Annotated in this window: 18 protein-coding genes; 8 read left to right on the top strand and 10 right to left on the bottom strand. The window is 74.3% G+C overall.

Annotated features, from left to right (window positions below; genetic code table 11):
• Nucleotides 1-3: 3 nt before the first annotated feature.
• From moeZ to ABTZ91_RS20210, 7 genes are all read right to left on the bottom strand, one after another.
• Nucleotides 4-1,182, bottom strand: a complete 1,179-nt coding sequence (gene moeZ, locus ABTZ91_RS20240; protein WP_352078547.1) for an adenylyltransferase/sulfurtransferase MoeZ — start codon at nt 1,180-1,182, stop codon at nt 4-6.
• Between the two features lie 75 nt (nt 1,183-1,257).
• Nucleotides 1,258-1,995: a spherulation-specific family 4 protein gene (locus ABTZ91_RS20235; RefSeq protein ID WP_352078546.1), complete on the bottom strand. Its 738-nt coding sequence runs from the start codon at nt 1,993-1,995 to the stop codon at nt 1,258-1,260.
• The gene (locus ABTZ91_RS20230) at nt 1,983-2,945 is read right to left on the bottom strand and encodes an NAD-dependent epimerase/dehydratase family protein (RefSeq protein ID WP_352078545.1); all 963 of its coding nucleotides are present in this window, start codon (nt 2,943-2,945) and stop codon (nt 1,983-1,985) included. Before ABTZ91_RS20230 ends, ABTZ91_RS20235 begins: the two co-directional genes overlap by 13 nt.
• A gap of 228 nt (nt 2,946-3,173) precedes the next feature.
• Nucleotides 3,174-4,226 carry a hypothetical protein gene (locus ABTZ91_RS20225; protein WP_352078544.1) on the bottom strand — a complete coding sequence of 351 codons (1,053 nt, stop codon included), beginning with the start codon at nt 4,224-4,226 and terminating at the stop codon, nt 3,174-3,176.
• Between the two features lie 502 nt (nt 4,227-4,728).
• Nucleotides 4,729-6,423 (bottom strand): DUF3492 domain-containing protein, encoded by a 1,695-nt coding sequence (locus ABTZ91_RS20220; RefSeq protein ID WP_352078543.1) that lies wholly within the window; start codon nt 6,421-6,423, stop codon nt 4,729-4,731.
• 216 nt (nt 6,424-6,639) lie between these two features.
• Entirely contained in the window at nt 6,640-7,713 is a 1,074-nt protein-coding gene (locus tag ABTZ91_RS20215; RefSeq protein ID WP_352078542.1) for a DUF3152 domain-containing protein, read from the bottom strand.
• Between the two features lie 545 nt (nt 7,714-8,258).
• Nucleotides 8,259-9,245 carry an alpha/beta hydrolase gene (locus tag ABTZ91_RS20210; RefSeq protein ID WP_352078541.1) on the bottom strand — a complete coding sequence of 329 codons (987 nt, stop codon included), beginning with the start codon at nt 9,243-9,245 and terminating at the stop codon, nt 8,259-8,261.
• A gap of 151 nt (nt 9,246-9,396) precedes the next feature.
• Here ABTZ91_RS20210 and ABTZ91_RS20205 point away from each other — a divergent pair, with 151 nt between their 5' ends.
• The 4 genes from ABTZ91_RS20205 (at nt 9,397) to ABTZ91_RS20190 (ending at nt 11,486) form a co-directional block, all read left to right on the top strand.
• Nucleotides 9,397-9,612 (top strand): hypothetical protein, encoded by a 216-nt coding sequence (locus tag ABTZ91_RS20205; RefSeq protein WP_352078540.1) that lies wholly within the window; start codon nt 9,397-9,399, stop codon nt 9,610-9,612.
• A gap of 334 nt (nt 9,613-9,946) precedes the next feature.
• Complete coding sequence (locus tag ABTZ91_RS20200; protein WP_352078539.1) at nt 9,947-10,606, top strand: TetR/AcrR family transcriptional regulator; 660 nt, start codon at nt 9,947-9,949, stop codon at nt 10,604-10,606.
• Between the two features lie 147 nt (nt 10,607-10,753).
• On the top strand, nt 10,754-10,981 hold the full coding sequence (locus ABTZ91_RS20195) for a DUF3107 domain-containing protein (RefSeq protein ID WP_345485791.1): 228 nt from the start codon (nt 10,754-10,756) through the stop codon (nt 10,979-10,981).
• A gap of 235 nt (nt 10,982-11,216) precedes the next feature.
• Nucleotides 11,217-11,486, top strand: a complete 270-nt coding sequence (locus ABTZ91_RS20190) for a hypothetical protein (protein WP_352078538.1) — start codon at nt 11,217-11,219, stop codon at nt 11,484-11,486.
• Nucleotides 11,487-11,514: 28 nt separating this feature from the next.
• Here the strand turns inward: ABTZ91_RS20190 and ABTZ91_RS20185 are convergent, their stop codons facing one another.
• Nucleotides 11,515-12,246, bottom strand: coding sequence for a ferritin-like fold-containing protein (locus ABTZ91_RS20185; RefSeq protein WP_345485793.1), 732 nt, complete (start codon nt 12,244-12,246; stop codon nt 11,515-11,517).
• A 482-nt stretch (nt 12,247-12,728) separates the two neighbouring features.
• Between ABTZ91_RS20185 and ABTZ91_RS20180 the strand changes: the two genes are divergently transcribed.
• From ABTZ91_RS20180 to ABTZ91_RS20170, 3 genes are all read left to right on the top strand, one after another.
• Complete coding sequence (locus ABTZ91_RS20180) at nt 12,729-15,599, top strand: DEAD/DEAH box helicase (RefSeq protein WP_352078537.1); 2,871 nt, start codon at nt 12,729-12,731, stop codon at nt 15,597-15,599.
• A 457-nt stretch (nt 15,600-16,056) separates the two neighbouring features.
• Nucleotides 16,057-16,548 (top strand): hypothetical protein, encoded by a 492-nt coding sequence (locus ABTZ91_RS20175; protein WP_352078536.1) that lies wholly within the window; start codon nt 16,057-16,059, stop codon nt 16,546-16,548.
• A gap of 215 nt (nt 16,549-16,763) precedes the next feature.
• On the top strand, nt 16,764-17,720 hold the full coding sequence (locus ABTZ91_RS20170; protein WP_352078535.1) for an alpha/beta fold hydrolase: 957 nt from the start codon (nt 16,764-16,766) through the stop codon (nt 17,718-17,720).
• Here ABTZ91_RS20170 and ABTZ91_RS20165 read toward each other — a convergent pair.
• Nucleotides 17,638-18,558, bottom strand: coding sequence for an NYN domain-containing protein (locus ABTZ91_RS20165; protein ID WP_352078534.1), 921 nt, complete (start codon nt 18,556-18,558; stop codon nt 17,638-17,640). The genes ABTZ91_RS20170 and ABTZ91_RS20165 overlap by 83 nt on opposite strands.
• A gap of 109 nt (nt 18,559-18,667) precedes the next feature.
• Here ABTZ91_RS20165 and ABTZ91_RS20160 point away from each other — a divergent pair, with 109 nt between their 5' ends.
• Nucleotides 18,668-18,820 carry a hypothetical protein gene (locus ABTZ91_RS20160; protein ID WP_352078533.1) on the top strand — a complete coding sequence of 51 codons (153 nt, stop codon included), beginning with the start codon at nt 18,668-18,670 and terminating at the stop codon, nt 18,818-18,820.
• Nucleotides 18,821-18,921: 101 nt separating this feature from the next.
• Here the strand turns inward: ABTZ91_RS20160 and ABTZ91_RS20155 are convergent, their stop codons facing one another.
• Nucleotides 18,922-19,527 carry a MarC family protein gene (locus tag ABTZ91_RS20155; RefSeq protein ID WP_345485798.1) on the bottom strand — a complete coding sequence of 202 codons (606 nt, stop codon included), beginning with the start codon at nt 19,525-19,527 and terminating at the stop codon, nt 18,922-18,924.
• Nucleotides 19,528-19,543: the final 16 nt, after the last annotated feature.

Below are 19,543 nucleotides of genomic sequence, written 5' to 3'. Positions count from 1 at the left end.
CGCCTAGTAGATCGGCTTCTCCGGCTCGATCTGGTTGACCCAGCCGATGACGCCGCCGCCGACGTGCACCGCGTCCGCGAAGCCCGCGGACTTGAGCACGGCGAGGACTTCCGCACTGCGGACACCCGTCTTGCAGTGCAGGACGATCCGCTTGTCCTGGGGGAGGTCCTGCAGGGCGTTGCCCATCAGGAACTCGTTCTTCGGGATCAGGCGGGCGCCGGGGATCGAGACGATCTCGTACTCGTTCTGCTCGCGGACGTCGATGATGTCGATGGCCTCGCCGTCGTCGATCCACTCCTTGAGCTGCTTCGGAGTGATCGTGGAGCCGAGCGCCGCCTCCTGGGCCTCCTCGGACACGACGCCGCAGAAGGCCTCGTAGTCGATGAGCTCGGTGACGGTCGGGTTCTCGCCGCAGACCGCGCAGTCGGGGTCCTTGCGCACCTTGACCTGGCGGTACTGCATCTCCAGGGCGTCGTAGATCATCAGGCGGCCGACGAGCGGCTCACCGACGCCGGCGAGGACCTTGATGGCCTCGGTGACCTGGATGGAGCCGATGGACGCGCACAGCACGCCCAGGACGCCGCCCTCGGCGCAGGAGGGGACCATGCCCGGCGGCGGGGGCTCCGGGTAGAGGCAGCGGTAGCAGGGGCCGTACTCGGACCAGAAGACCGAGGCCTGGCCGTCGAAGCGGTAGATGGAGCCCCACACGTACGGCTTGTTGAGCAGCACGCAGGCGTCGTTGACCAGGTAGCGGGTCGCGAAGTTGTCCGTGCCGTCGACGATCAGGTCGTACTGGCTGAAGATGTCCATCACGTTCTCGGCCTCGAGCCGCTCTTCGTGAAGGATCACGTTCACGTACGGGTTGATGCCGAGCACGCTGTCGCGCGCGGACTCCGCCTTGGAGCGGCCGATATCGGCCTGGCTGTGGATGATCTGGCGCTGGAGGTTCGACTCGTCGACCTCGTCGAACTCCACGATGCCGAGGGTGCCGACACCGGCGGCGGCCAGGTACATCAGCGCGGGGGAGCCGAGGCCGCCGGCGCCGACACAGAGCACCTTGGCGTTCTTCAGGCGCTTCTGCCCGTCCATCCCGACGTCCGGGATGATCAGGTGGCGGGAGTACCTGCGGACCTCGTCGACGGTGAGCTCGGCAGCCGGCTCGACCAGGGGTGGCAGCGACACGGAGACCTCATCAATACAGCTGGTCGGGATGTCATTACGACGGTTGTTCTCCCCGTAACACTGCCACGCCCCTTCTCATTCCGAGACACCCCGTCCGATACGCGAGACGATTTCGTCCCAGTAGCCGGGCAGCGTGTGGAATTGGTCGCTTTGTCCGGGGCGGCCCCGGCGGTCGGTCATGAAGACCGTGCCCGCCCCCTGCCAGCGGGCGATGCGCAGGGCCTCCTCCAGGTGGGTGCGGGGCACGCCGTGGACGAGATGGACGAACTTTCCCGCCGGATAGTCGGCCGTCCACTCCGCCACCTGCGACCAGCGGTAGTCGGCCCAGGCTCCGGAGAAGGTGACCAGCTGGTCGGCGGCCTCGGCGTAGCCCGGGTACGGGTGGGTGCCGTGGCCCAGGACGAGGTGGACCTCCCCGTCCCGCAGTGCCTCCAGGGTGGCGGCGATCCGCCGTACGCCGGGCAGGTCGGCCCGGTCCGCGGGGCAGCGGTCCAGGTAGTAGCCGTCGGCCTTGTACCAGTCCAGGAAGCGCTGGGCCTCCGCGACGACCTCGCCGAAGGGGCGCGAGCCGTGGCGCAGGTCGAGGTGGCCGAGCACCCGCACGCCCGCGTTACGGAGCCTGCCCGCCGCCTCCAGGCAGTGCGGGTCGGGCCGGTCGCCGGGGCCCTCGGCCACGTTGAGGACGGCCCAGTGGACGGGCGTGCCGGGGCGGGTGAGTTCGGCCCACTCGACGGGGGCGAGGAGCGGGTGGGCGTAGCCGGGCACGCCGAGGCCCGTCTCGGTGACCGTCCCGGCCGTGGTCAGATGCGGCATGCCGCCTCCATCCAGATGTCGGCCAGGGACTCCTCCAGGTTGATCCGGGGGCGCCAGCCGAGCCGGTCGCGGGCGGTGCGGACGTCGGCCTGCTGCCAGGGACCGCAGCCGTCGGGGTACGGGTAGGGGGCGGCGGCCAGCTGTTCGGCGATGGACGCCTCGGTGCGCGGGGCGCCGATCACCGGGCGCGGCGGCGGTCCGTCGAGCTCGTGGAGCTGGCCGGCGTATCCGGCGACGCGGGCCAGGACGGCGGCGGCGTCGCGGAGCTTCACGGCGCGGCCGGTGCCGATGTTGACCACGCCCTGGGCGGCGGACAGCGAGGCGGCGTGGACGGCTCGGGCCACGTCGCGGACGTCCACGAAGTCGCGCTGCACGCCGAGGCCGCTGAGCTTGAGCTCGCCGTCCCCGGCCTGCATGGCGCGGCGCATCGCCTCGGCGAGCCGGCCGAGCGGGGATCCCGCCGGGGTGCCCGGGCCGACCGGTGAGAAGACCCGCAGCACGACCGCGTCCAGACCCGAGCCGAGGACGAGCTCCGTGGCCGCGAGCTTGGACACGCCGTACGGGCCGCCGGGCCGGGGCACCGCGTCCTCCGCGGTGGACGAGCCGGGCTGGCTCGGCCCGTACTCGGAGGCGCAGCCGACCTGGACCAGGCGGGCGCCGCAGCCGCTGCGGCGCAGGGCCTCGCAGACGGTGGCGACCGCGACGGTGTTGTGCCGGGTCAGGTCGCGGGCGCCGCCGCGGGTGGCTCCGGCGCAGTTGACGACCACTCCGGGGTGGACGGCGTCGAGGAACCGGGTCAGCGCGCCGGGGCTGCCGGTGGCGAGGTCGAACCGGACGTCGGCGTCGTCGCCGCGGCCGAGGGCGGTGAGGTGCACCGCCGGGTCGGCGAGGAGTCGGTCGGCGACGAACCGGCCGATGAATCCGTTGGCTCCGAGCAGCAGCACCCTCATCGTGCGGCCCCTTCGTGCCGACCGGCCGTGGCGTGGGGTTGGGGCGTCATGTCTGTTTCGTCTCCTTGGGAGGGTTTACGTAGCGGGCGTGCCCGCGGCGTCGGCTCCGCGGGTGCGCCGGGGCGGATCAGGCGTGGGGGTGGTTCGTGCGGTGGGACGTGCGCGGGTCTTGGAGGTGGGTCTCGCGAGGGGTCATGCGGGGGTCTTGGAGGTGGGTCATGCGAGGGGTCACGCGTCGGGGCGGTTGCCGACGTGGGCCGAGGCCCGGGAGAGCGCCGCGGTGGCGTGGATGAGCAGGGCGAGGGCCGCGCCGCCGCAGACGAGGGCCGGTACGAGCGCCGGTCCCGCCAGGTCGACGAGCGCGCGGGCCGGTGTGCCGAGGACGTCCAGGCCCGGGAGGCGCGCGGCGAGGACACTGGCGAGGACGAGGGCCTCGGCCGCGCAGGCGGCGGCGAGGACGGTGGAGGCGGCTTCCTGGAAGCCGTGGACGGCGAGGAGCCGGGCGGTCAGGAGCAGCACGCCGAGGGCCAGTGCGCCCGGGTGGAACCCGGTGAGGACCAGGAGACCGGTGAGCGCGGCCAGGTGGAGGGCGACCGTGCCGAGCAGCAGGGGGCGGGCGCCCGCCGCGAAGTCGTCGAGGCCCCGGCTGGCGGCGAGTCTGCGGCGGGCGCCGGCCGTGAAGAGGCGGACGCACCAGGCGGCGGGGGCGACGGCGAGGGCGAGGGCCAGGAGCGGTCCGGTGTCGATCGCCCAGCCGCCGCCCTCGACAGAGCCGTCCAGGGCGGTGACCAGGGTGGGTCCCACGTCCGGTCCGCCGGTGAGGAACTGGTCGAGGAGCCCGTCTCCGGCCGCCGCGTAACCCAGGAGCCAGAGGGTCCACAGGGGCGCTGCGGTACCACGGCCCTGGGCGCGCAGCGGTCCGCGCCGGACGGCGAGGACGAGTGCGGCGGTCAGTCCGAGGGCCCCGAGGACGCCGGCCACGAGCCGGGGCGCCCCGGTGGTGAGGGCGAGCCCGGCGGTGGCGAGGACGGCGACGGCGCCGGGACCGCACGCGGCGAGCGCCCAGACGGCGGGCCGGACGTCGGCCGCCGGTTCGGGAGCGGCAGGGGCGGGGGTCGCGGCGCCCCGGGGCACGCGCGCGTAGAGCTCCTCGGCGAGCGAGAAGACGTCACGGTGCCGGAACCGTGCGGCGGTCCGGTCGGTCACCCCGTGCGCCTCAAGCCCGGCGGCGATCTCCAGGGCGTCCACCGCCCGCTCGCACAGGTCGCGGTGACGGTGCATCAGCGCCTTCACGGGGTCGGCGGGCCCGCGGCGGGCCCGGGGCCCGGCGGGGGCGGACGCCGGTGCGGGGGCCGTGGCCGAGGCCGAGGCCGGTGCCGGTGCCGGGGCCGAGGCAGCCGCCGGTACGGGCACGGGGGCGGACGCAGGTGCCGAGGCGGAGGCCGGGGCCGAGGCCGGTGCCGGTGCCGAGGCCGTGGCAGCCGCCGGTACGGGCACGGGGGCGGACGCAGGTGCCGTGGCCGGTGCCGAGGCCGTGGCAGCCGCCGGTGCGGGCGCCGGTGCGGCCGCTCTGGCAGGTGCGCCAGGCGCCGGGCCGGTTGCGGACTCCGGGCGCCGGGCTGCGGTGTCCCGCTGCTGAATCGCTTCGGCAGGGGTGCCGGGGGCGGCGGCCGTGGCGGTGCCGTTCGGGGCGAGGGCCCGGGTCCCGAGGAGGGCCTCGGAGCGCGAGTCCCAGGGGCCGGGGCTGGTGGGGGCGGCGGGGCCGCGCATGGGTGTGCCTCCTTCAGGCATCGGGGTCTCCCGCGCCGGCCGCGGCGGTGACCGGCTGGTCCGCCCAGCTGCCGGGCACATGGGCCTCGGCCGGGTGGGCGAACGGCACGCCGCTGGTGACACGGCGGCGGACCGGCGCGTGGGAGAGGAGTTCGAGGTAGATGCCGCGGAACGCGGCGAGGTTCTGTTCCACGGTGAAGAGTTCGAGGGCGCGGGCCCGGGCCGCGGCGCCGAGGCGGTATCGGCGCTCCGGGTCGCGCAGCAGGGCGAGACAGGCGTCGGCGAGCGCCTTGGGGTTGCGCGGGGGGACGACGAGTCCGGTCCCGCCGATGACCTCGACGACGGCCCCGACGTCCGTGGAGACGGTGGCCCGGGCGCAGAACATCGCCTCGACGAGGCCGACGGGGAAGCCCTCGACGACGCTGGAGAGGACGACGACCGCGGCGGCGGCGTAGGCGTCCTCCAGGGTGGGCGCCTCCGGTCCGCCGAGCTCCTCGAAGGAGACCGGGTTCTCGCCGACGGCGTGCCGGCCGGCCGCCTCGTCGGGGAAGAGCTGCTCGGCGAGGCTCCGGCAGTGCGCCAGATAGGCGGCGGCCCCCGGTTCGCGGACCGGCGCGGAGATGATCCGCAGCCGGGCGTCGGGCTGCTGTCTGCGCACGTCGGCGAAGGCGTGCAGCAGGGCCACGAGGTCCTTGGCGGGCTCCACCCGGCCGATCCAGGCGAGGGTCGCCGGGTCGCCGCTCTCCTCGTCCTCGCCGACCTCGGCGAAGCGGTCGGCGTCCATGCCGGGGTAGACCGTGCGCAGCCGGGACCGGTCGGCGCCGCACTTCTCCTGCCAGCGGCGGGCGTGGGTGTTGCCGGGGGTGAGCAGGTCGGCCCGGCGGTAGACCTCGCCGGCGAGCCGCCCGTGGAAGGCGGCGAGCAGGGCCCGTACGGGGGTGGCGAGGGGCGCGCCGGTGGCGGCGAGGTAGTGGGCGCGGAGCTGGACGCCGTACTCGGTGACGAGCAGCGGGGTGCCGAAGAAGCGTTTGGCCAGGAGCCCGGGGAGGGCGGCGGCTCCGGCGGAGGCCGCGTGGCAGAGGTCGACGAGACCGAGGCCGCCCGCGTCGCCGTCCGGGCCCGCGCCGTCCCGTCCCGCGCCCCCGGGGCCGTCCTCGTCTCCGTACCAGTCGAGGGAGAGCGGGCGCAGGGCGCGCTCCAGCTGGTCGGTGAAGGCGAGCTGGTCGGGGACGGTGACGGCGGCGACGCCGCGGCGGGCGCCGGGCGCGCGGCAGGCGGACTCCAGGATGCGGACGGCGGACTCGGAGCGGAGGGCCGCGGGCAGCCCGCCGTGTCCGCGGGCGAGGTCGGCGAGCGCGTAGAGTCCGGCGGCGAACCGCTGGGCGGCCTCGCCGTCGGCGGTGGGGTCGGCGCCCGGTTCGGCGCAGATGCCGTCGGCCAGGTCCTTGAACGCGGCCTCGAACCGGCGCCGTTCGCGCCGGCCGTAGCCGCGTCCGTCGTGCTCGGCGGGGCCGAGCGGGGCGGTCCGCACACGGCGCACGTTGGGCGGGAGGGGGAGCCGGGCGCCGGCCTCCTGGCGGGCGTCGTGGCCGAGGGCGTAGAGGTCGAACTCGTGCGGGGCGAGCCCGCGGACGAGCCGGTCGCACCAGAGCCCGGACTCACCCGTGGCATACGGATAACCACCCTCCGTGAGCAGTCCGATCCGCATGAGCACACCCCCGTTCTCCCGTGACGGCGGTCACCGTTCGGTCCGGTGACCCGCAGCGGGAAGAACGTAAGCGGATATGCCGGTGGTGCGACGGACGGTTGTCCGTCGCACCACCGGAAGGGGTGAATGCACGTAACTTTCCCACCACGGTCGCGTTCCGTCGCGCTAAGCGGCGAACCCGTCACGCTCGGTCAGGCCGTGGTGTGGGCCCGCGCGTCAACTACCGGGGTGCACCCAGGGGTTGGGGCGGCACTTGACGCCGTCGATGTCCAGCGACTTGGTCTGCTGCTGCATCACGGGGGCGAGCGCGCCCGGCGTGCGGCAGATCACGTGACTGTGCCCGAGCCGGTGTCCGACCTCGTGGTTGATGAGCATCTGGCGATAGGCGTGCATGGCCTTCGGCCCGAAGGTCTCCGACCCCTGCGCCCAGCGGAACGCGTTGATCATCACGCGCTCGGTGGAGGCGGAGTCGCAGGACACGTTGTCGATGGTGGTGTCCAGGCCGGACTTGGCGCACCAGTCGCCGGTGGTCCCCGGGCTCGCCAGGGTGACGACGAACTCGGGCTCTCCGGAGGAGATCCGCTCGAAGGTCATCGCCCCGTTCCCGGCCCAGCTGCGCCGGTCGTTGAGGGTCTTCTGCACCGCCTGCGCGAACAGCGCCGCGTCGAGCCCGAGCCCCTGCTCCACGTCGACCCGGTAGCGGATCTTGCGGCCCTTGCCGGGCGCCTTGTCGAAACCGGGGACCGCGGTGAACCGTCCGGAGCCCTTCAGGCCGGGGTCGACGGGGAACTGGCGGGCCATCAGCTGCTCGTACGACGGCGGGGCCGCGGGCGCCGGTTTCGCCGGGGTGGCCCGCTCGTCGGAGCGGGACGCGGGGCTCTCGGCACCGACCCGGTCGGCGGGGCCGTCGGCCGCCAGGGGGCGGGGCACGGCGCCGCTCTCGCGCTCGGCGACCTGACCGGCGACGACGACGGCGAGCACGGTGGTGATCGCCGCCGCGGCGATCCCGGTGAGGGTACGGCCCGTCCCGCCGGCCTTCGCGGTCTTGCGCTCCTCTGCCGCCTCGCTCGCCTCGCTCGCCTCGCTCGCCTCACGGGCCTCGTCCGCCTCGTCCCGCTCCTCCCCCGGCCGCTGCGCCGAGGGAGCCGGGGCGCGCCGCGGTCCGGGGACGTAGGGGGCGGCGGGGGACGGGCGGGACCCGCCCTCGTCGTGCGCGGGATGCCCGCCGCGTACGAAGGGGGAACCGGCCGTGGCGTCGTACGGCCCCTCGTAGCGCGGGGTGCCGTGCATCGGCGTGTCGGAGAGGGGTGCGGCAGGGGCCTGCGCGCCGTGGCCCGGGGCCCCCTGGCGACGCGAGCCGGAGGACGGGGCGCCGTGGCGGGGTGTGCCCGGGGCCGGGGCACCGTAGGCGGGCGTGCCGTGCGGCGGGGTGCCGTGAGCCTGCGGCCCCTGGGAGGGCTTCCCGTGGCGGGGCGTGCCGTGCGCCGGGGTGCCGTGAGCCGGTGTGCCCTGGGCGGGAGTCCCGTAAGCGGGTGTGCCGTGCGCGGGCGTGTCCTGGGCGGGAGTCCCGTAGGACGAGGCGCCAGAGGCAGGGGCGCCATAGGACGAGGCGCCGTAGGAAGGGGTGCCGTGGGTCGGCGTGCTGTCGTGGCCGGCCGGGGCCCCGGGGCCCTGCCGGTCGTAGGGGTGCGGGGGCTGCGGTGGTCCCGGGGGCTGCTGTCCCTCGACGCGCCTGCGTCGTCCCGTGCCCGCCCCCGGCCCCACGGCCTGCCGCTGCCCGGGTTCGGGCGTCGGGGCGGCGGGGCCCTTGCGACTATGTCGTCCCACGGTCCGGTTCAGCTCCCGCCCTCGGCCGCCGCCGCGCGCGCGGCATCGGTGATCAGCTCCCGTGCCGCCGCGGCGACGGTCTCCGGATACTCCATCATCGCCACGTGCCCGGCGTCCGGGAGCGTCAGCAGCCGCGAGCCCCGGAAGGCGGCCGCCGCCCGGCGCGCCATCCGGAACGACACCAGCCGGTCGCGCGCGCCGTACACCAGCAGCGTCGGCGCGAGCACCCGCTCCGCCTGCCGCCACAGACCGTGCTGGCCGCCCAGCGTGTACGCGTCGACGATGCCGCGCGAGGAGCGGGCCATCGCGTCCCAGAAGTACGGCAGCTCGAGCCGCCGCTCCATCTCCTCGACGGCGTGCCGCAGGCCCTCGTCGGTCACCCGGCCCGGGTCCCCGTAACAGAGCGAGAGGACGCCGCGGACCCGCTGCTCGGGGGTCCAGTCCTTGGTGAGCCGCGCGAAGAGCGCGGCCGTCCCGGGCAGCGCGAGCAGCGCGGTCGGCCAGGCGCCGCGCTGGGCGCGCAGCTCCGGCAGCGCCGGTGAGATCAGGGTGAGGGTGCGGACCAGGTCGGGCCGCACGGCGGCGACCCGGGTGGCGACCGCGCCGCCCAGCGAGTTGCCGAACAGGTGCACCGGGCCGCGGCCGGCCGAGTCGAGCAGCCGGATGACCGCACGCGCGTGCGCCGTGACGGAGTAGTCGCCGTCGTCCGGCGGCGGCGAGACGCCGAAACCGGGCAGGTCGACCGCCTCGCCGTCGACGAGGTCGGCGAGCAGCGGCATCAGGGCCGACCAGTTCAGCGAGGAGCCGCCGAGCCCGTGCACGTACAGCGCGGGCGGGAGCCCCGGCCGGTCGCCGGGCCGGGACCGCACGGTCAGCGTGAGTCCGGGCAGCGTGACGGAACGCAGCCGCTCGCCGTCGGCGACCCGCACGGTGCGGGACCCGGCCCCGGGCGGTGCGGCGACGGACCGGGTTTCCGGCAGCTCGGTCGAGGACATGGCAGCGATATTACGAGACGATCACGCCCGGACGCGTGTGGGTGGCGTCACAAGAGGGGGTGCGGCGGGGCGCGGGAGCTCCTACGCTCGGAGTGAGGGTCATCGGACAGGACCCGCGGAACCGCTTGCCCCGCTTGCCGGAAGGAGCCGCATGACCGCCGACCCGACCGAGCCGGACACGTTCGCCGAGGAAGAGGAAGCCCAGGTGCTCGACGAGGAGATCCCGGAGGCCGACGCGGCCGAGCAGCACACCGAACTGCAGCAGCTCGACGACGAGCCGCTCAGCCGGCTGCCCGAGTCGGCGAACGACGCGGACGCGGTGGAGCAGGCGCGGGTGGTGGCGCTCGACGAGGACGACTATCGCTAGGTGCGCTGTCCGGGACCGCCTGCCCGCCCGTGTGAGCCCGGCGTACGAGGGGCTGGTGCGGCCCGGCCGTACGAGCGGGGGCGATCCCGCCCGGCACTCGGCGGCCCGGCGGTCGGTGGCCCGGCGGTCGGCGGCCCGGAATGACTACCGCCGAGTAGCCCACGGCGCCTTTGTCGTTCCGTACGGTCGCATGACCATCTTGTTGCCCGTCGCCTCTCGCCCCGGGCGTCCGGTCCGTGAAATTCTGCGTTCGCACCGCGCACGGCCGGGTTACCCAAAAGTACGATGGCGGCGCGACGCCAATGCGCGCAAGGATCGACATTTGGGAGGCGGCGTGAGCGCCATCGAGCAGACAGAGGCAGCACGCCCTCGGGGCACGCGCCTGCCGCGCCGTGCCCGACGCAACCAGCTCCTCGGCGCGGCCCAGGAGGTGTTCGTCGCGCAGGGCTACCACTCGGCCGCCATGGACGACATCGCCGAGCGGGCCGGGGTCAGCAAGCCCGTGCTGTACCAGCACTTCCCCGGCAAGCTCGAGCTCTATCTCGCCCTGCTCGACCAGCACTGCGAGGCGCTGCTCCAGTCGGTGCGCACGGCTCTGGCGTCCACCACGGACAACAAGCTGCGGGTCGCGGCGACCATGGACGCCTACTTCGCGTACGTGGAGGACGAGGGCGGTGCCTTCCGGCTCGTCTTCGAGTCCGACCTCACCAACGAGCCGGCCGTGCGCGAGCGCGTCGACCGGGTCTCGCTGCAGTGCGCGGAGGCGATCTCCGACGTGATCGCCGAGGACACCGGTCTGTCGAAGGACGAGTCGATGCTCCTCGCGGTGGCGCTCGGCGGCGTCTCCCAGGTCGTCGCCCGCTACTGGCTCTCCAGCGAGTCCCCGGTGCCCCGGGACAAGGCGGTGTCCCTGCTGACCTCGCTCGCCTGGCGCGGCATCGCCGGCTTCCCGCTGCACCCGGCGGAGGGTCAGCTGGGCGCCGAGGGCCACTGAGCCCCGCCGGGCGGGCGCACCGCCGTCGGCGGCGCTGTTCGCTCTAGGCGTTTCCACGCGCGCCGTGTCCGTCCCCTCACCGGGCTAATGTGGGCCGGGTACGGCGCGGGATCCACGCGCAAGCCGACCGTTCGGAGGGACATAGCCGTGGAGGTCAAGATCGGCGTGCAGCACGCACCCCGGGAGATCGTTCTGGAGAGCGGGCAGTCCGCCGAGGAGGTCGAGCGCGCGGTGTCCGACGCGCTGGCCGGCAAGGCGCAGCTGCTCAGCCTCTCGGACGAGAAGGGCCGCAAGGTCCTGGTTCCGGCCGAGAAGATCGCGTACATCGAGATCGGCGAGCCGGCGGTGCGCCGGGTGGGCTTCGGCGCGCTCTGAGCGGATCCGTGACACGAAGGAAGGCCCGGTGGACCAGTCCACCGGGCCTTCCTTCCTGTCTCCGCCCTCGTCCCCGCCCTCGTCCCCGCATCTGTCTCCGCCTTGTGTCCGCCCACGTCAGGCGGTACGGGACGGATGCTCCCCAGGGGTGGCGGGAGGATTGTCATCACGAGTGACCGGGTAGGACGGGTGTGACCGAACTGCCCGCCCCGCACCGCACGCGAGGTGATCCGCCGTGTTCCTGGAAGCCCTCGGTTCCGCCCTGCTCGGTTTGGCCCTGGCCTGGGCCGCCGTGCACCGGTTCTCCGGCCGCCTTCCCGCACGGGGCCTGGTCCTCGCCACGGGCTCGCTCGGGGCGGTCTTCGGCGCGCTGGTGACCCATGGAGCCCTCGGCCCCGGGCACTTCGTGGCCACCGTGGCCGGCGCCGTGGCGGTGGCGGCGGTGCTGCTCTCGCTGCTGCTGCGTCCGACCTCGCGCCGACTGCGCCGATCAGCGGCGGTGTGAGGACCGCCGCCCGGTGCCGTGATGCGCCTTACGCGGCGAGGCCGAGCGCGGCCATCCGCTTGGTGTGCGCCTCGGTGATGCGGGAGAACATCCGGCCGACCTCGGCGAGGTCGAAGCCCGCCGCCATCCCGTCCACTCCGCCGACCAGCATCGTCGACAGGGCGTCGCGCTCGGCGACGACGCGCTGCGCCTGGGACAGGGCCTCGCCCATCAGCCGGCGGGCCCACAGGGCGAGCCGGCCGCCCACGCGCGGGTCGCTGTCGATCGCCGCGCGGACCTTCTCCACGGCGAAGTTGCCGTGGCCGGTGTCGTCGAGCACGGACAGCACGAGCGCGCGGGTGTCGGAGTCGAGCCGGACCGCGACCTCGCGGTAGAAGTCACTGGCGATCGAGTCGCCCACGTACGCCTTGACCAGGCCCTCGAGCCAGTCGGAGGGCGCGGTCTGGCGGTGGAAGTCGTCCAGCGCGCGGGCGAACGGCTCCATCGCGGTCGTCGGCTCCGCGTCCACGGCGGCGAGCCGGTCGCGCAGCCGCTCGAAGTGGTGGAACTCGGCGGAGGCCATCTTCGCCAGCTCCGCCTTGTCCGCGAGGGTCGGCGCCAGCTTGGCGTCCTCGGCGAGCCGCTCGAAGGCCGCGAGCTCGCCGTAGGCCAGCGCGCCGAGCAGGTCGATGACGGCGGCCCGGTACTGCGGCACGGCGGAGGCCGTGGCCCAGTCCTGGGCGGCGATACCGGTGGGTGTGGCGTTGTCAGGCGTCTCCATGAAGCGCACAATAGCCCGCTCCGCGGACCGCCCCCGGTGCCGGTCTGCCGGTGTGACCGTGGCCTCGTCGCGAATTCTCCCGACACACATGCGCGATTCCGGGGTACAGTGGTAATGCGCCTGCTGAGTATGCGGACATGCTTTCGCACGTTCGGACGTACTCCGTGGGCCGGTTCATGAATGAGGATGCCCGGTCGGTGGCCCGATCGGCTCCGGCCCGACAGCCCTTCCGGCGGCCCGCCGAAGGGTCCCTCAAGCGGCACGACGCTCGAGCGACGGCAGTGGTCCCGCGCCACCCGGTGGAGATCTTCCCCGATCCCGCCGGAGGTTCCCGGCACGGTGAGACCCCCTTCGTTCGCCTCGCGGCCGCGTCTCACAGAAGAGGCAGCACCCTGACTACGTTCCGAGACCTCGGGATTCTTCCCGAGACCGCCGAGGCCCTGGAAGCCGTCGGCATCGTTTCCCCCTTTCCCATCCAGGAGATGACCCTTCCGGTCGCCCTCACCGGCACCGACATCATCGGCCAGGCCAAGACCGGCACGGGCAAGACCCTCGGTTTCGGCCTCCCCCTCCTGGAGCGCGTCACCGTCCCGGCGGACGTCGAGGCCGGCCGGGCCAAGCCCGAGCAGCTGACCGACGCCCCGCAGGCGCTCGTCGTCGTCCCCACCCGCGAGCTGTGCCAGCAGGTGACCAACGACCTGCTGACCGCCGGCAAGGTGCGCAACGTGCGCGTCCTCGCCATCTACGGCGGCCGCGCCTACGAGCCGCAGGTCGAGGCCCTGAAGAAGGGCGTCGACATCGTCGTCGGCACCCCCGGCCGCCTGCTCGACCTGGCCGGCCAGCGCAAGCTCGACCTCTCGCACGTCCGGGCCCTGGTCCTGGACGAGGCGGACGAGATGCTCGACCTCGGCTTCCTGCCGGACGTCGAGAAGATCATGAGCATGCTTCCGGCGAAGCGCCAGAGCATGCTGTTCTCGGCGACCATGCCGGGCGCCGTCATCGGCCTGGCCCGCCGCTACATGTCGCAGCCCACGCACATCCGGGCCACCTCGCCGGAGGGCGAGGGCGTCACGGTCGCCAACATCAAGCAGCACGTCTACCGCGCGCACTCGATGGACAAGCCGGAGATGGTCTCCCGCATCCTGCAGGCCAACGGCCGCGGGCTCGCGATGATCTTCTGCCGTACGAAGCGCACGGCGGCCGACATCGCCGAGCAGCTGGAGCGCCGCGGCTTCGCCTCCGGCGCGGTCCACGGTGACCTCGGCCAGGGCGCCCGCGAGCAGGCGCTGCGCGCCTTCCGCAACGGCAAGGTCGACGTGCTCGTCTGCACCGACGTCGCCGCGCGCGGCATCGACGTCGAGGGCGTCACCCACGTCATCAACTACCAGACCCCCGAGGACGAGAAGACCTACCTGCACCGCATCGGCCGCACCGGCCGCGCGGGCGCGAGCGGTACGGCGATCACGCTGGTCGACTGGGACGACATCCCGCGCTGGCAGCTGATCAACAAGGCGCTTGAGCTGGACTTCCACGACCCGGTCGAGACGTACTCCAGCTCCCCGCACCTGTACAGCGAGCTGGACATCCCCGAGGGCACCAAGGGCATCCTGCCGCGCGCCGAGCGGACCCGTGCGGGCCTGGACGCGGAGGAGCTGGAGGACCTGGGCGAGCCGGGCGGCCGTCGTGGCCGTGGCCCGCGCCAGGAGAAGCAGGAGCGGACCGAGGAGCGCCCGGCGCGCGCCCGTGCGCCGCGCCAGCGTCGCCGCACCCGGGGCGGCGAGACCGTCACGGACGCCGTCGAGCAGTCCGCCGCCCCGGCCCCGGCCGCCGGCCCGGACACCGACGACGCCTCGGGCCCGCGCCGCCCCCGCCGCCGCCGTACGCGCGGCACGGGCGGTACGGGTCAGGGCATCCCGGTGGCGGGCGCCCAGCCGGCCGCCGTCGAGGCGCCCGCGGTGGAGGCCCCGGCCGCCGAGGCCCCCGCCGTCGAGACTCCGGCCGTCGAGGCTTCCGCCCCGGCGACGGAGACCCGCACGGGCCGCACTCGCACCCGCACCCGTACCCGGTCCGCCGAGGGCGGCACGGCCGAGGCCCCCGTGGCCGAGGCGCCGGCTCCCGAGGCTCCGGCCGTGGAGGCCCCGTCCGTCGAGGCTGCGGTCACCGAGGCTCCCGCCACCGAGGTGGCCGCGCCGGCCGAGCCGCGTGCCCGGCGCACCCGGAAGCGGGCTTCCGAGGGCCGCACCGCCCAGGCTCCGGTCGCCGAAGCGCCCTCCCGGCCCGTCGAGGCTCCGGCCCCGGCACCGGCCGCCGCGGAGAGCGCACCGCGTCGCCGCCGTGGCCGTGGGGCGCGCGCGGAGGCCGCCGAGACCTCGGTCTCCGGCTCGGTCGCCGTGGCCCTCCCTGCCCCGACGCCGGCTCCGCGCCGCCGCCGGGTCCGGCGTCCGGCCGAGGACACCGTGACCTTCCAGACGGTCGAGACGGCCGCCGCCGCGCTGGCCGCCACCAAGGTGCCGGCCCAGGCCGCCGAGGAGCCGAAGAAGGCCCCCGAGGCGACCGCCGTGACCGCCGTCGTACCGGCGCAGGCCGCCGAGACGGCCGTGACGGCTCCCTCGGCGCCGCGTCAGCGTCGCCGTGTGACGCGTCCGGTGACGACCACGACCGCGACGGTCGAGGCCCCGAAGGAGCCGGAGGCCCCGGCCGCCGCCCCCGTCGAGGAGCCGAAGCCGGCCCGCCGCCGGGCGCCCCGCCGGGTCTCCAGCCCGGTCACGTCGACCCCGGCCGCCGAGGCCGTGGTGATCGTCGAGGCCGCACCGGTCGAGACGCCCGCCGAGGAGCCGAAGAAGGCCGCGCCGCGCAAGCGGACCGCCAAGAAGGCCGTCGCCCAGGCCGCCACGGAGGTCGTCGCCGACTCGGTCGCCGAGCCGGTCGCTGAGACCGCCGCCGAGCCGGTCGCCGAGGCCGCGCCGAAGGCGCCGCGCAAGCGGACCGCCAGGAAGGCCGTCGTGGCCGAGGCTCCGGCCGCCGACACGGCGCAGATCCCGGCCGAGGCCGAGGAGCCGAAGAAGGCGGCCCCGCGCAAGCGGACCGTCAAGAAGGCCGTCGCCGAGCCGGTCGCGGAAGCCGCCGCCGAGCCGGTCGCCGAGGCCGCGCCCAAGGCGCCGCGCAAGCGGGTCGCCAAGAAGGCCGTGGTCGCCGAGGCACCGGACGCGTCGGAGCCGAAGACGACGACCCGTCGCCGTACGACCAAGAAGGCCGTCGCGGAGACGGCCGAGACGCCCGAGGCCCCGAAGGCGCCGCGCAAGCGCGCCGCCAAGAAGGCCGCCGCCCAGCCGGAGGCCCCGGCGGAGGCGTAAGCACCGAGCGCCACCGTGGCCCGGCCCCTCTCCTGAGGGTCCGGGCCACGGTGCGTTGTGCCCTGGACGGCTCCGCAGTCCCCGCATGGGCCCGACTCCCAGCCCGGCCGGCCGGCGGTGCGGGACCGAGAGCTCGTACGGGGCGGGGCAAGCCGCCTGCCGGCGCCCCTGTCGACGGGCCGGCCCGTGCCCGGCCGCGTGCGCAGACAGTTCCCGACCGCGCTCGGCGACCCCGCCTGCCGCCGGACCGACCTGCCCGCCCTGGGCCAAGCGGCCCGGCCCTCGCCGAGACCCCGCACGCGCCCCCTCGCCCCTGGCTTTGTCCACGAGAACGGACAGCGAATGTTCACCACTTCGGGAGGCAGCTGACCCGGCCTCTGTCCGATATTCGTGACGTGGGTCGAGCTGCCCCGACGGTCCGGCCGTAGCGGCTGGGCCGCGAAGCTACGCTTCGACCATGCCCCCTCAGAACCCGTCCGCAGACCACGCCGACGACCCGTTGCCGATCCTCGATGGCTTGATCCTTCGGCCCTTTCCTGACGAGGAAGGACGACCGGACGCGAACGGGCAGTGGGGCGGGCCCGGCTTCCACCTGGCGGTGCTCCGAGAGAGCCAGGACTTCTGGGAAGACCGGAGCACCGAGATCGTCAACGCGGCCAAAGGGGAGCTGGCAGCCGACCTTGCCGCGCTGGCTGTCGTTCTCACTGGTCGCTGGGGTGCCCCGGAGGCTGTCGACTTGCGGCCTTACCTCGGGCTTGACGACCCGGGCCACCCCGGCAACGAGGCGCCCGAGCCGTTGAGCTACTTGTGCAATGTCGCCGTGGACATGCAGGTTTGGCGGGTGCCGTCTGCCGGCCGCTGGCTCGGCCTCACTATCGGCCAGGGGGACCGAGAGCTCCCCTTCCAGCTTCTTGCCGCCGTCGGTGAGAGTTCCGCGTTTCCGAGGTGAGCAGAGAAGAGCGGCGCCTCCGAAGTGCCCCAGACTGCTGACCGCGAGCCCCCGCCCGCCGCCCCGCGGCCCACGGCCCGCGCCGACCTCAGCCGGTCGCCTGCCAGGCTCATGGACCCGCACCGCCCACAGACGGTCGGCCACCGCCCCGGCGCACCCCACCTCCCCGCGAAGTCGCCGCGGGCGGTACGCGTCGGTCCGGTTAAAGTCCCTGTATGAGCAAGCCCCGGTCCCTGGCGTTGCCGCCGCGTACCCGTGCCTATCGGCTCGTCACCGCGCGGGGTGGGTTCGCCGTGCTGGACACCGCCGCCGGCACGGCGGTGGCACGGGGGACCGCGCTGTTGCTGCCGGGGTACACGGGCAGCAAGGAGGACTTCCTCGCGCTGCTCGGCCCGCTGGGCGAGGCGGGGTACCGGGCGGTCGCCGTCGACGGGCGGGGGCAGCACGAGACGCCGGGGCCGCGTGGCCGGGCCGCCTACCGGCGGAAGGCGCTCGCGCTCGACGTGGTCGCGCAGGCGGCGGCGCTGGGCGACGGGCCGGTGCATCTGCTGGGGCACTCGTTCGGTGGTCTGGTGGCCCGGGCGGCGGCCGAGCTCGCGCCGGACGCGTTCGCCTCGCTGACCCTGCTGTCCTCGGGACCGGGACGGGTCGCACGGCCGCAGCGGGTGCGGGTGCGGGCCCTGCGGGGCGCGCTCGCGCTGCTGCCGAAGGAGCGGGTGTGGCAGGCGACCCGCTGGCTGGACAGCCGGGGCGAGCAGCCGGGTCTGGCGGATCCGGACGAGATCGTGGCGTTCCTGCGGCGGCGGTGGATGACCACCCGGATCGCCCAGTTGTCGGGCGCGGGGCGGCTGCTCCTGGCCGATCCGGACGGTACGGCGGCGCTCGCCGCGCTGGCGGATCTCGGGATGCCGCTGCACATCGCGTACGGCGACGAGGAGATGGTCTGGCCGACGGCGGCGCTCGCGGCGGCGGCCGCCCGTACCGGCGCGCACCACACGGTCGTGGTGGGCGCCGGTCACTCCCCCAACGTGTCGCACCCCAAGGAGCTGGCCGCCCGGCTGACCGCGTTCTGGGACCTGGCGGCCCAGGTCAGTACTGCGCCCGCAGATGCTGCCAGAAGCCGTCCCGCAGCGCCCGGCGCAGCGGAGCGTGGCCGCGCAGGGACCGGCTGAGGAGCCGTTCCGCCTCGACGAGGAGGTCCTGGTCGTAGGTGCCCGGCAGATAGGGGTCGCCGGGGAGGAGTTCCGCGAGCCGGTCGCGGCCGCGTTCGGCGAGCCAGGCGGCGGCGATCTGCGCGCCGACGAAGCGGACCTCGTCGCGCGAGGGCGGGGGCTCGCCCTCGTTCTCGTACAGCGTGACGGGCTTGCGGGTCACGTACGGCCGGCAGAAGTCGAGGTCGAAGACGCGCCGGCTGTCGACCTCCCAGAGCAGCGGCTCGGCCTGGTTGCTGCTCCCCTCGGCGGCCTCGATGCCCCACAGGTGGACGCGGGCGCCGTAGCCCTGGGCGGCCTCGACGGCGGAGACGAGGTCCTCGTCTCCGCCGACCAGGGCGGCGTCGCTGATGGCGCGGTGCCGGGCCAGGGACTCCAGGTCGCTGCGGATGAGGGAGTCGACGCCCTTCTGCTGGTTGTTGGCGTTGAGGTTGCCGAGGCGGACCTTGACGTCGGGGAGCTCGGCGACGGCCTGCTGCTCGGCGGTGTGGATGCGGCGCCGGGCTCCGTCGTACCAGTAGACGCGCAGCAGCCTGCTGTCGGCGAAGATCGTGCGCGCGGTGTCGATGAAGGCGTCGATGAGGCCCTCGGCGTCGAGGTCGAAGTTGCGGCGGTCCTCGGTGCCCGCGACCAGCAATCCGGCGGAAGCATAGACGTAACCCGCGTCGACGAAGATGGCGTGGGTAGACGGGGTCTTGGCCACCTCGGCCAGCATCCGCTGGAGGAGCTCGTTGGTGCGCTCCAGGCGGGCCAGGATCTCGCCCGGCCCGTCGTTCCCTACCGGTGGGTAGTTAGTCATCCAAAAAATTTCCTTAGCGTAGGGAATGTTTGCAGGGTGCATCCCGTTGGACCCGTACGTAACGCAGTTCTCCACCAGGAGGATCAACTCAGACGAAGGGAGAAGCCCCATGCGCTTCGAAATCCTGCGACTCGACGACATCGACGGTACGCCCGTCGACCGGACCGTCGTGGACGCCGCCTCCGTCAACGGGATCGTGCAGCAGGCCGCTTCGATCGGCCAGCGCATCTGGATCCGTCCGGCCGACACCACGGCCTCGTAACGCCGCGTCGGTACCGCGCACAGACACACCGCGCCCCCGCATGGACTCCGCAGCAGCGGAATCCGTACGGGGGCGCAGTGGCAGCTGGGTGAGCTCGGGCCTCAGGAGCCCTGGATCACCTGGGTCACGCCGTTGATGATCTGCTGCACGGCGATCGCGGAGAGCATCATGCCGGCGAGGCGCGTCACCAGGACGACACCGCCGTCCTTGATGACCCGGATGATCACCAGCGAGTAGCGCATGGTCAGCCAGAGCACCACGTGCATGGCGGCGATGGCGGTCCACACGGACACCTGCGAGGCGACGCTGTCGGCGTGCTGCACGGCGAGGATGACGGACACGATGGCGCCGGGGCCCGCGAGCAGCGGCATGCCCAGCGGTACGAGGGCGACGTTGACGTCCTTGGTCTGCTTCGGCTCGTCCGTCTTGCCGGTGAGCAGGTCGAGCGCGATGAGCAGCAGGAGCAGACCGCCCGCGATCATCAGGGCGGGCACGGAGACGTGCAGATAGGCCAGGATCTGCTGGCCGAGGATGCCGAAGACGGTGATGACACCGAAGGCGACCGCGACGGCCTGCCAGGCCATGCGGCGCTGGACCTTGGCGGCACGGCCGGAGGTCAGGGCCAGGAAGATCGGGGTGATCCCGGGGGGATCCATGATCACGAAGAGCGTCAGGAACAGCGAGCCGAAGACGGCGACGTCGAACACGGTGAAGAGCCTTGCG

The organism is Streptomyces sp. NPDC126499 (assembly GCF_040302485.1).
GTDB lineage: Bacteria > Actinomycetota > Actinomycetes > Streptomycetales > Streptomycetaceae > Streptomyces.
The sequence above is the reverse complement of the archived record's forward strand: the minus strand, read 5'-3'. Positions and strand labels throughout refer to the sequence as shown.

Bases quoted from the DNA above. Each gene is read 5' to 3' on its own strand.
- ABTZ91_RS20165 (WP_352078534.1), bottom strand. From the start codon at position 18,558: ATGACTAACTACCCACCGGTAGGGAACGACGGGCCGGGCGAGATCCTG.
- ABTZ91_RS20220 (WP_352078543.1), bottom strand. From the start codon at position 6,423: ATGCGGATCGGACTGCTCACGGAGGGTGGTTATCCGTATGCCACGGGT.
- ABTZ91_RS20215 (WP_352078542.1), bottom strand. From the start codon at position 7,713: ATGCACGGCACCCCGCGCTACGAGGGGCCGTACGACGCCACGGCCGGT.
- ABTZ91_RS20205 (WP_352078540.1), top strand. From the start codon at position 9,397: ATGACCGCCGACCCGACCGAGCCGGACACGTTCGCCGAGGAAGAGGAA.
- ABTZ91_RS20185 (WP_345485793.1), bottom strand. From the start codon at position 12,246: ATGGAGACGCCTGACAACGCCACACCCACCGGTATCGCCGCCCAGGAC.
- ABTZ91_RS20160 (WP_352078533.1), top strand. From the start codon at position 18,668: ATGCGCTTCGAAATCCTGCGACTCGACGACATCGACGGTACGCCCGTC.
- ABTZ91_RS20210 (WP_352078541.1), bottom strand. From the start codon at position 9,245: ATGTCCTCGACCGAGCTGCCGGAAACCCGGTCCGTCGCCGCACCGCCC.
- ABTZ91_RS20180 (WP_352078537.1), top strand. From the start codon at position 12,729: ATGACCCTTCCGGTCGCCCTCACCGGCACCGACATCATCGGCCAGGCC.
- ABTZ91_RS20235 (WP_352078546.1), bottom strand. From the start codon at position 1,995: ATGCCGCATCTGACCACGGCCGGGACGGTCACCGAGACGGGCCTCGGC.
- ABTZ91_RS20225 (WP_352078544.1), bottom strand. From the start codon at position 4,226: ATGCACCGTCACCGCGACCTGTGCGAGCGGGCGGTGGACGCCCTGGAG.
- ABTZ91_RS20175 (WP_352078536.1), top strand. From the start codon at position 16,057: ATGCCCCCTCAGAACCCGTCCGCAGACCACGCCGACGACCCGTTGCCG.
- ABTZ91_RS20230 (WP_352078545.1), bottom strand. From the start codon at position 2,945: ATGAGGGTGCTGCTGCTCGGAGCCAACGGATTCATCGGCCGGTTCGTC.
- ABTZ91_RS20170 (WP_352078535.1), top strand. From the start codon at position 16,764: ATGAGCAAGCCCCGGTCCCTGGCGTTGCCGCCGCGTACCCGTGCCTAT.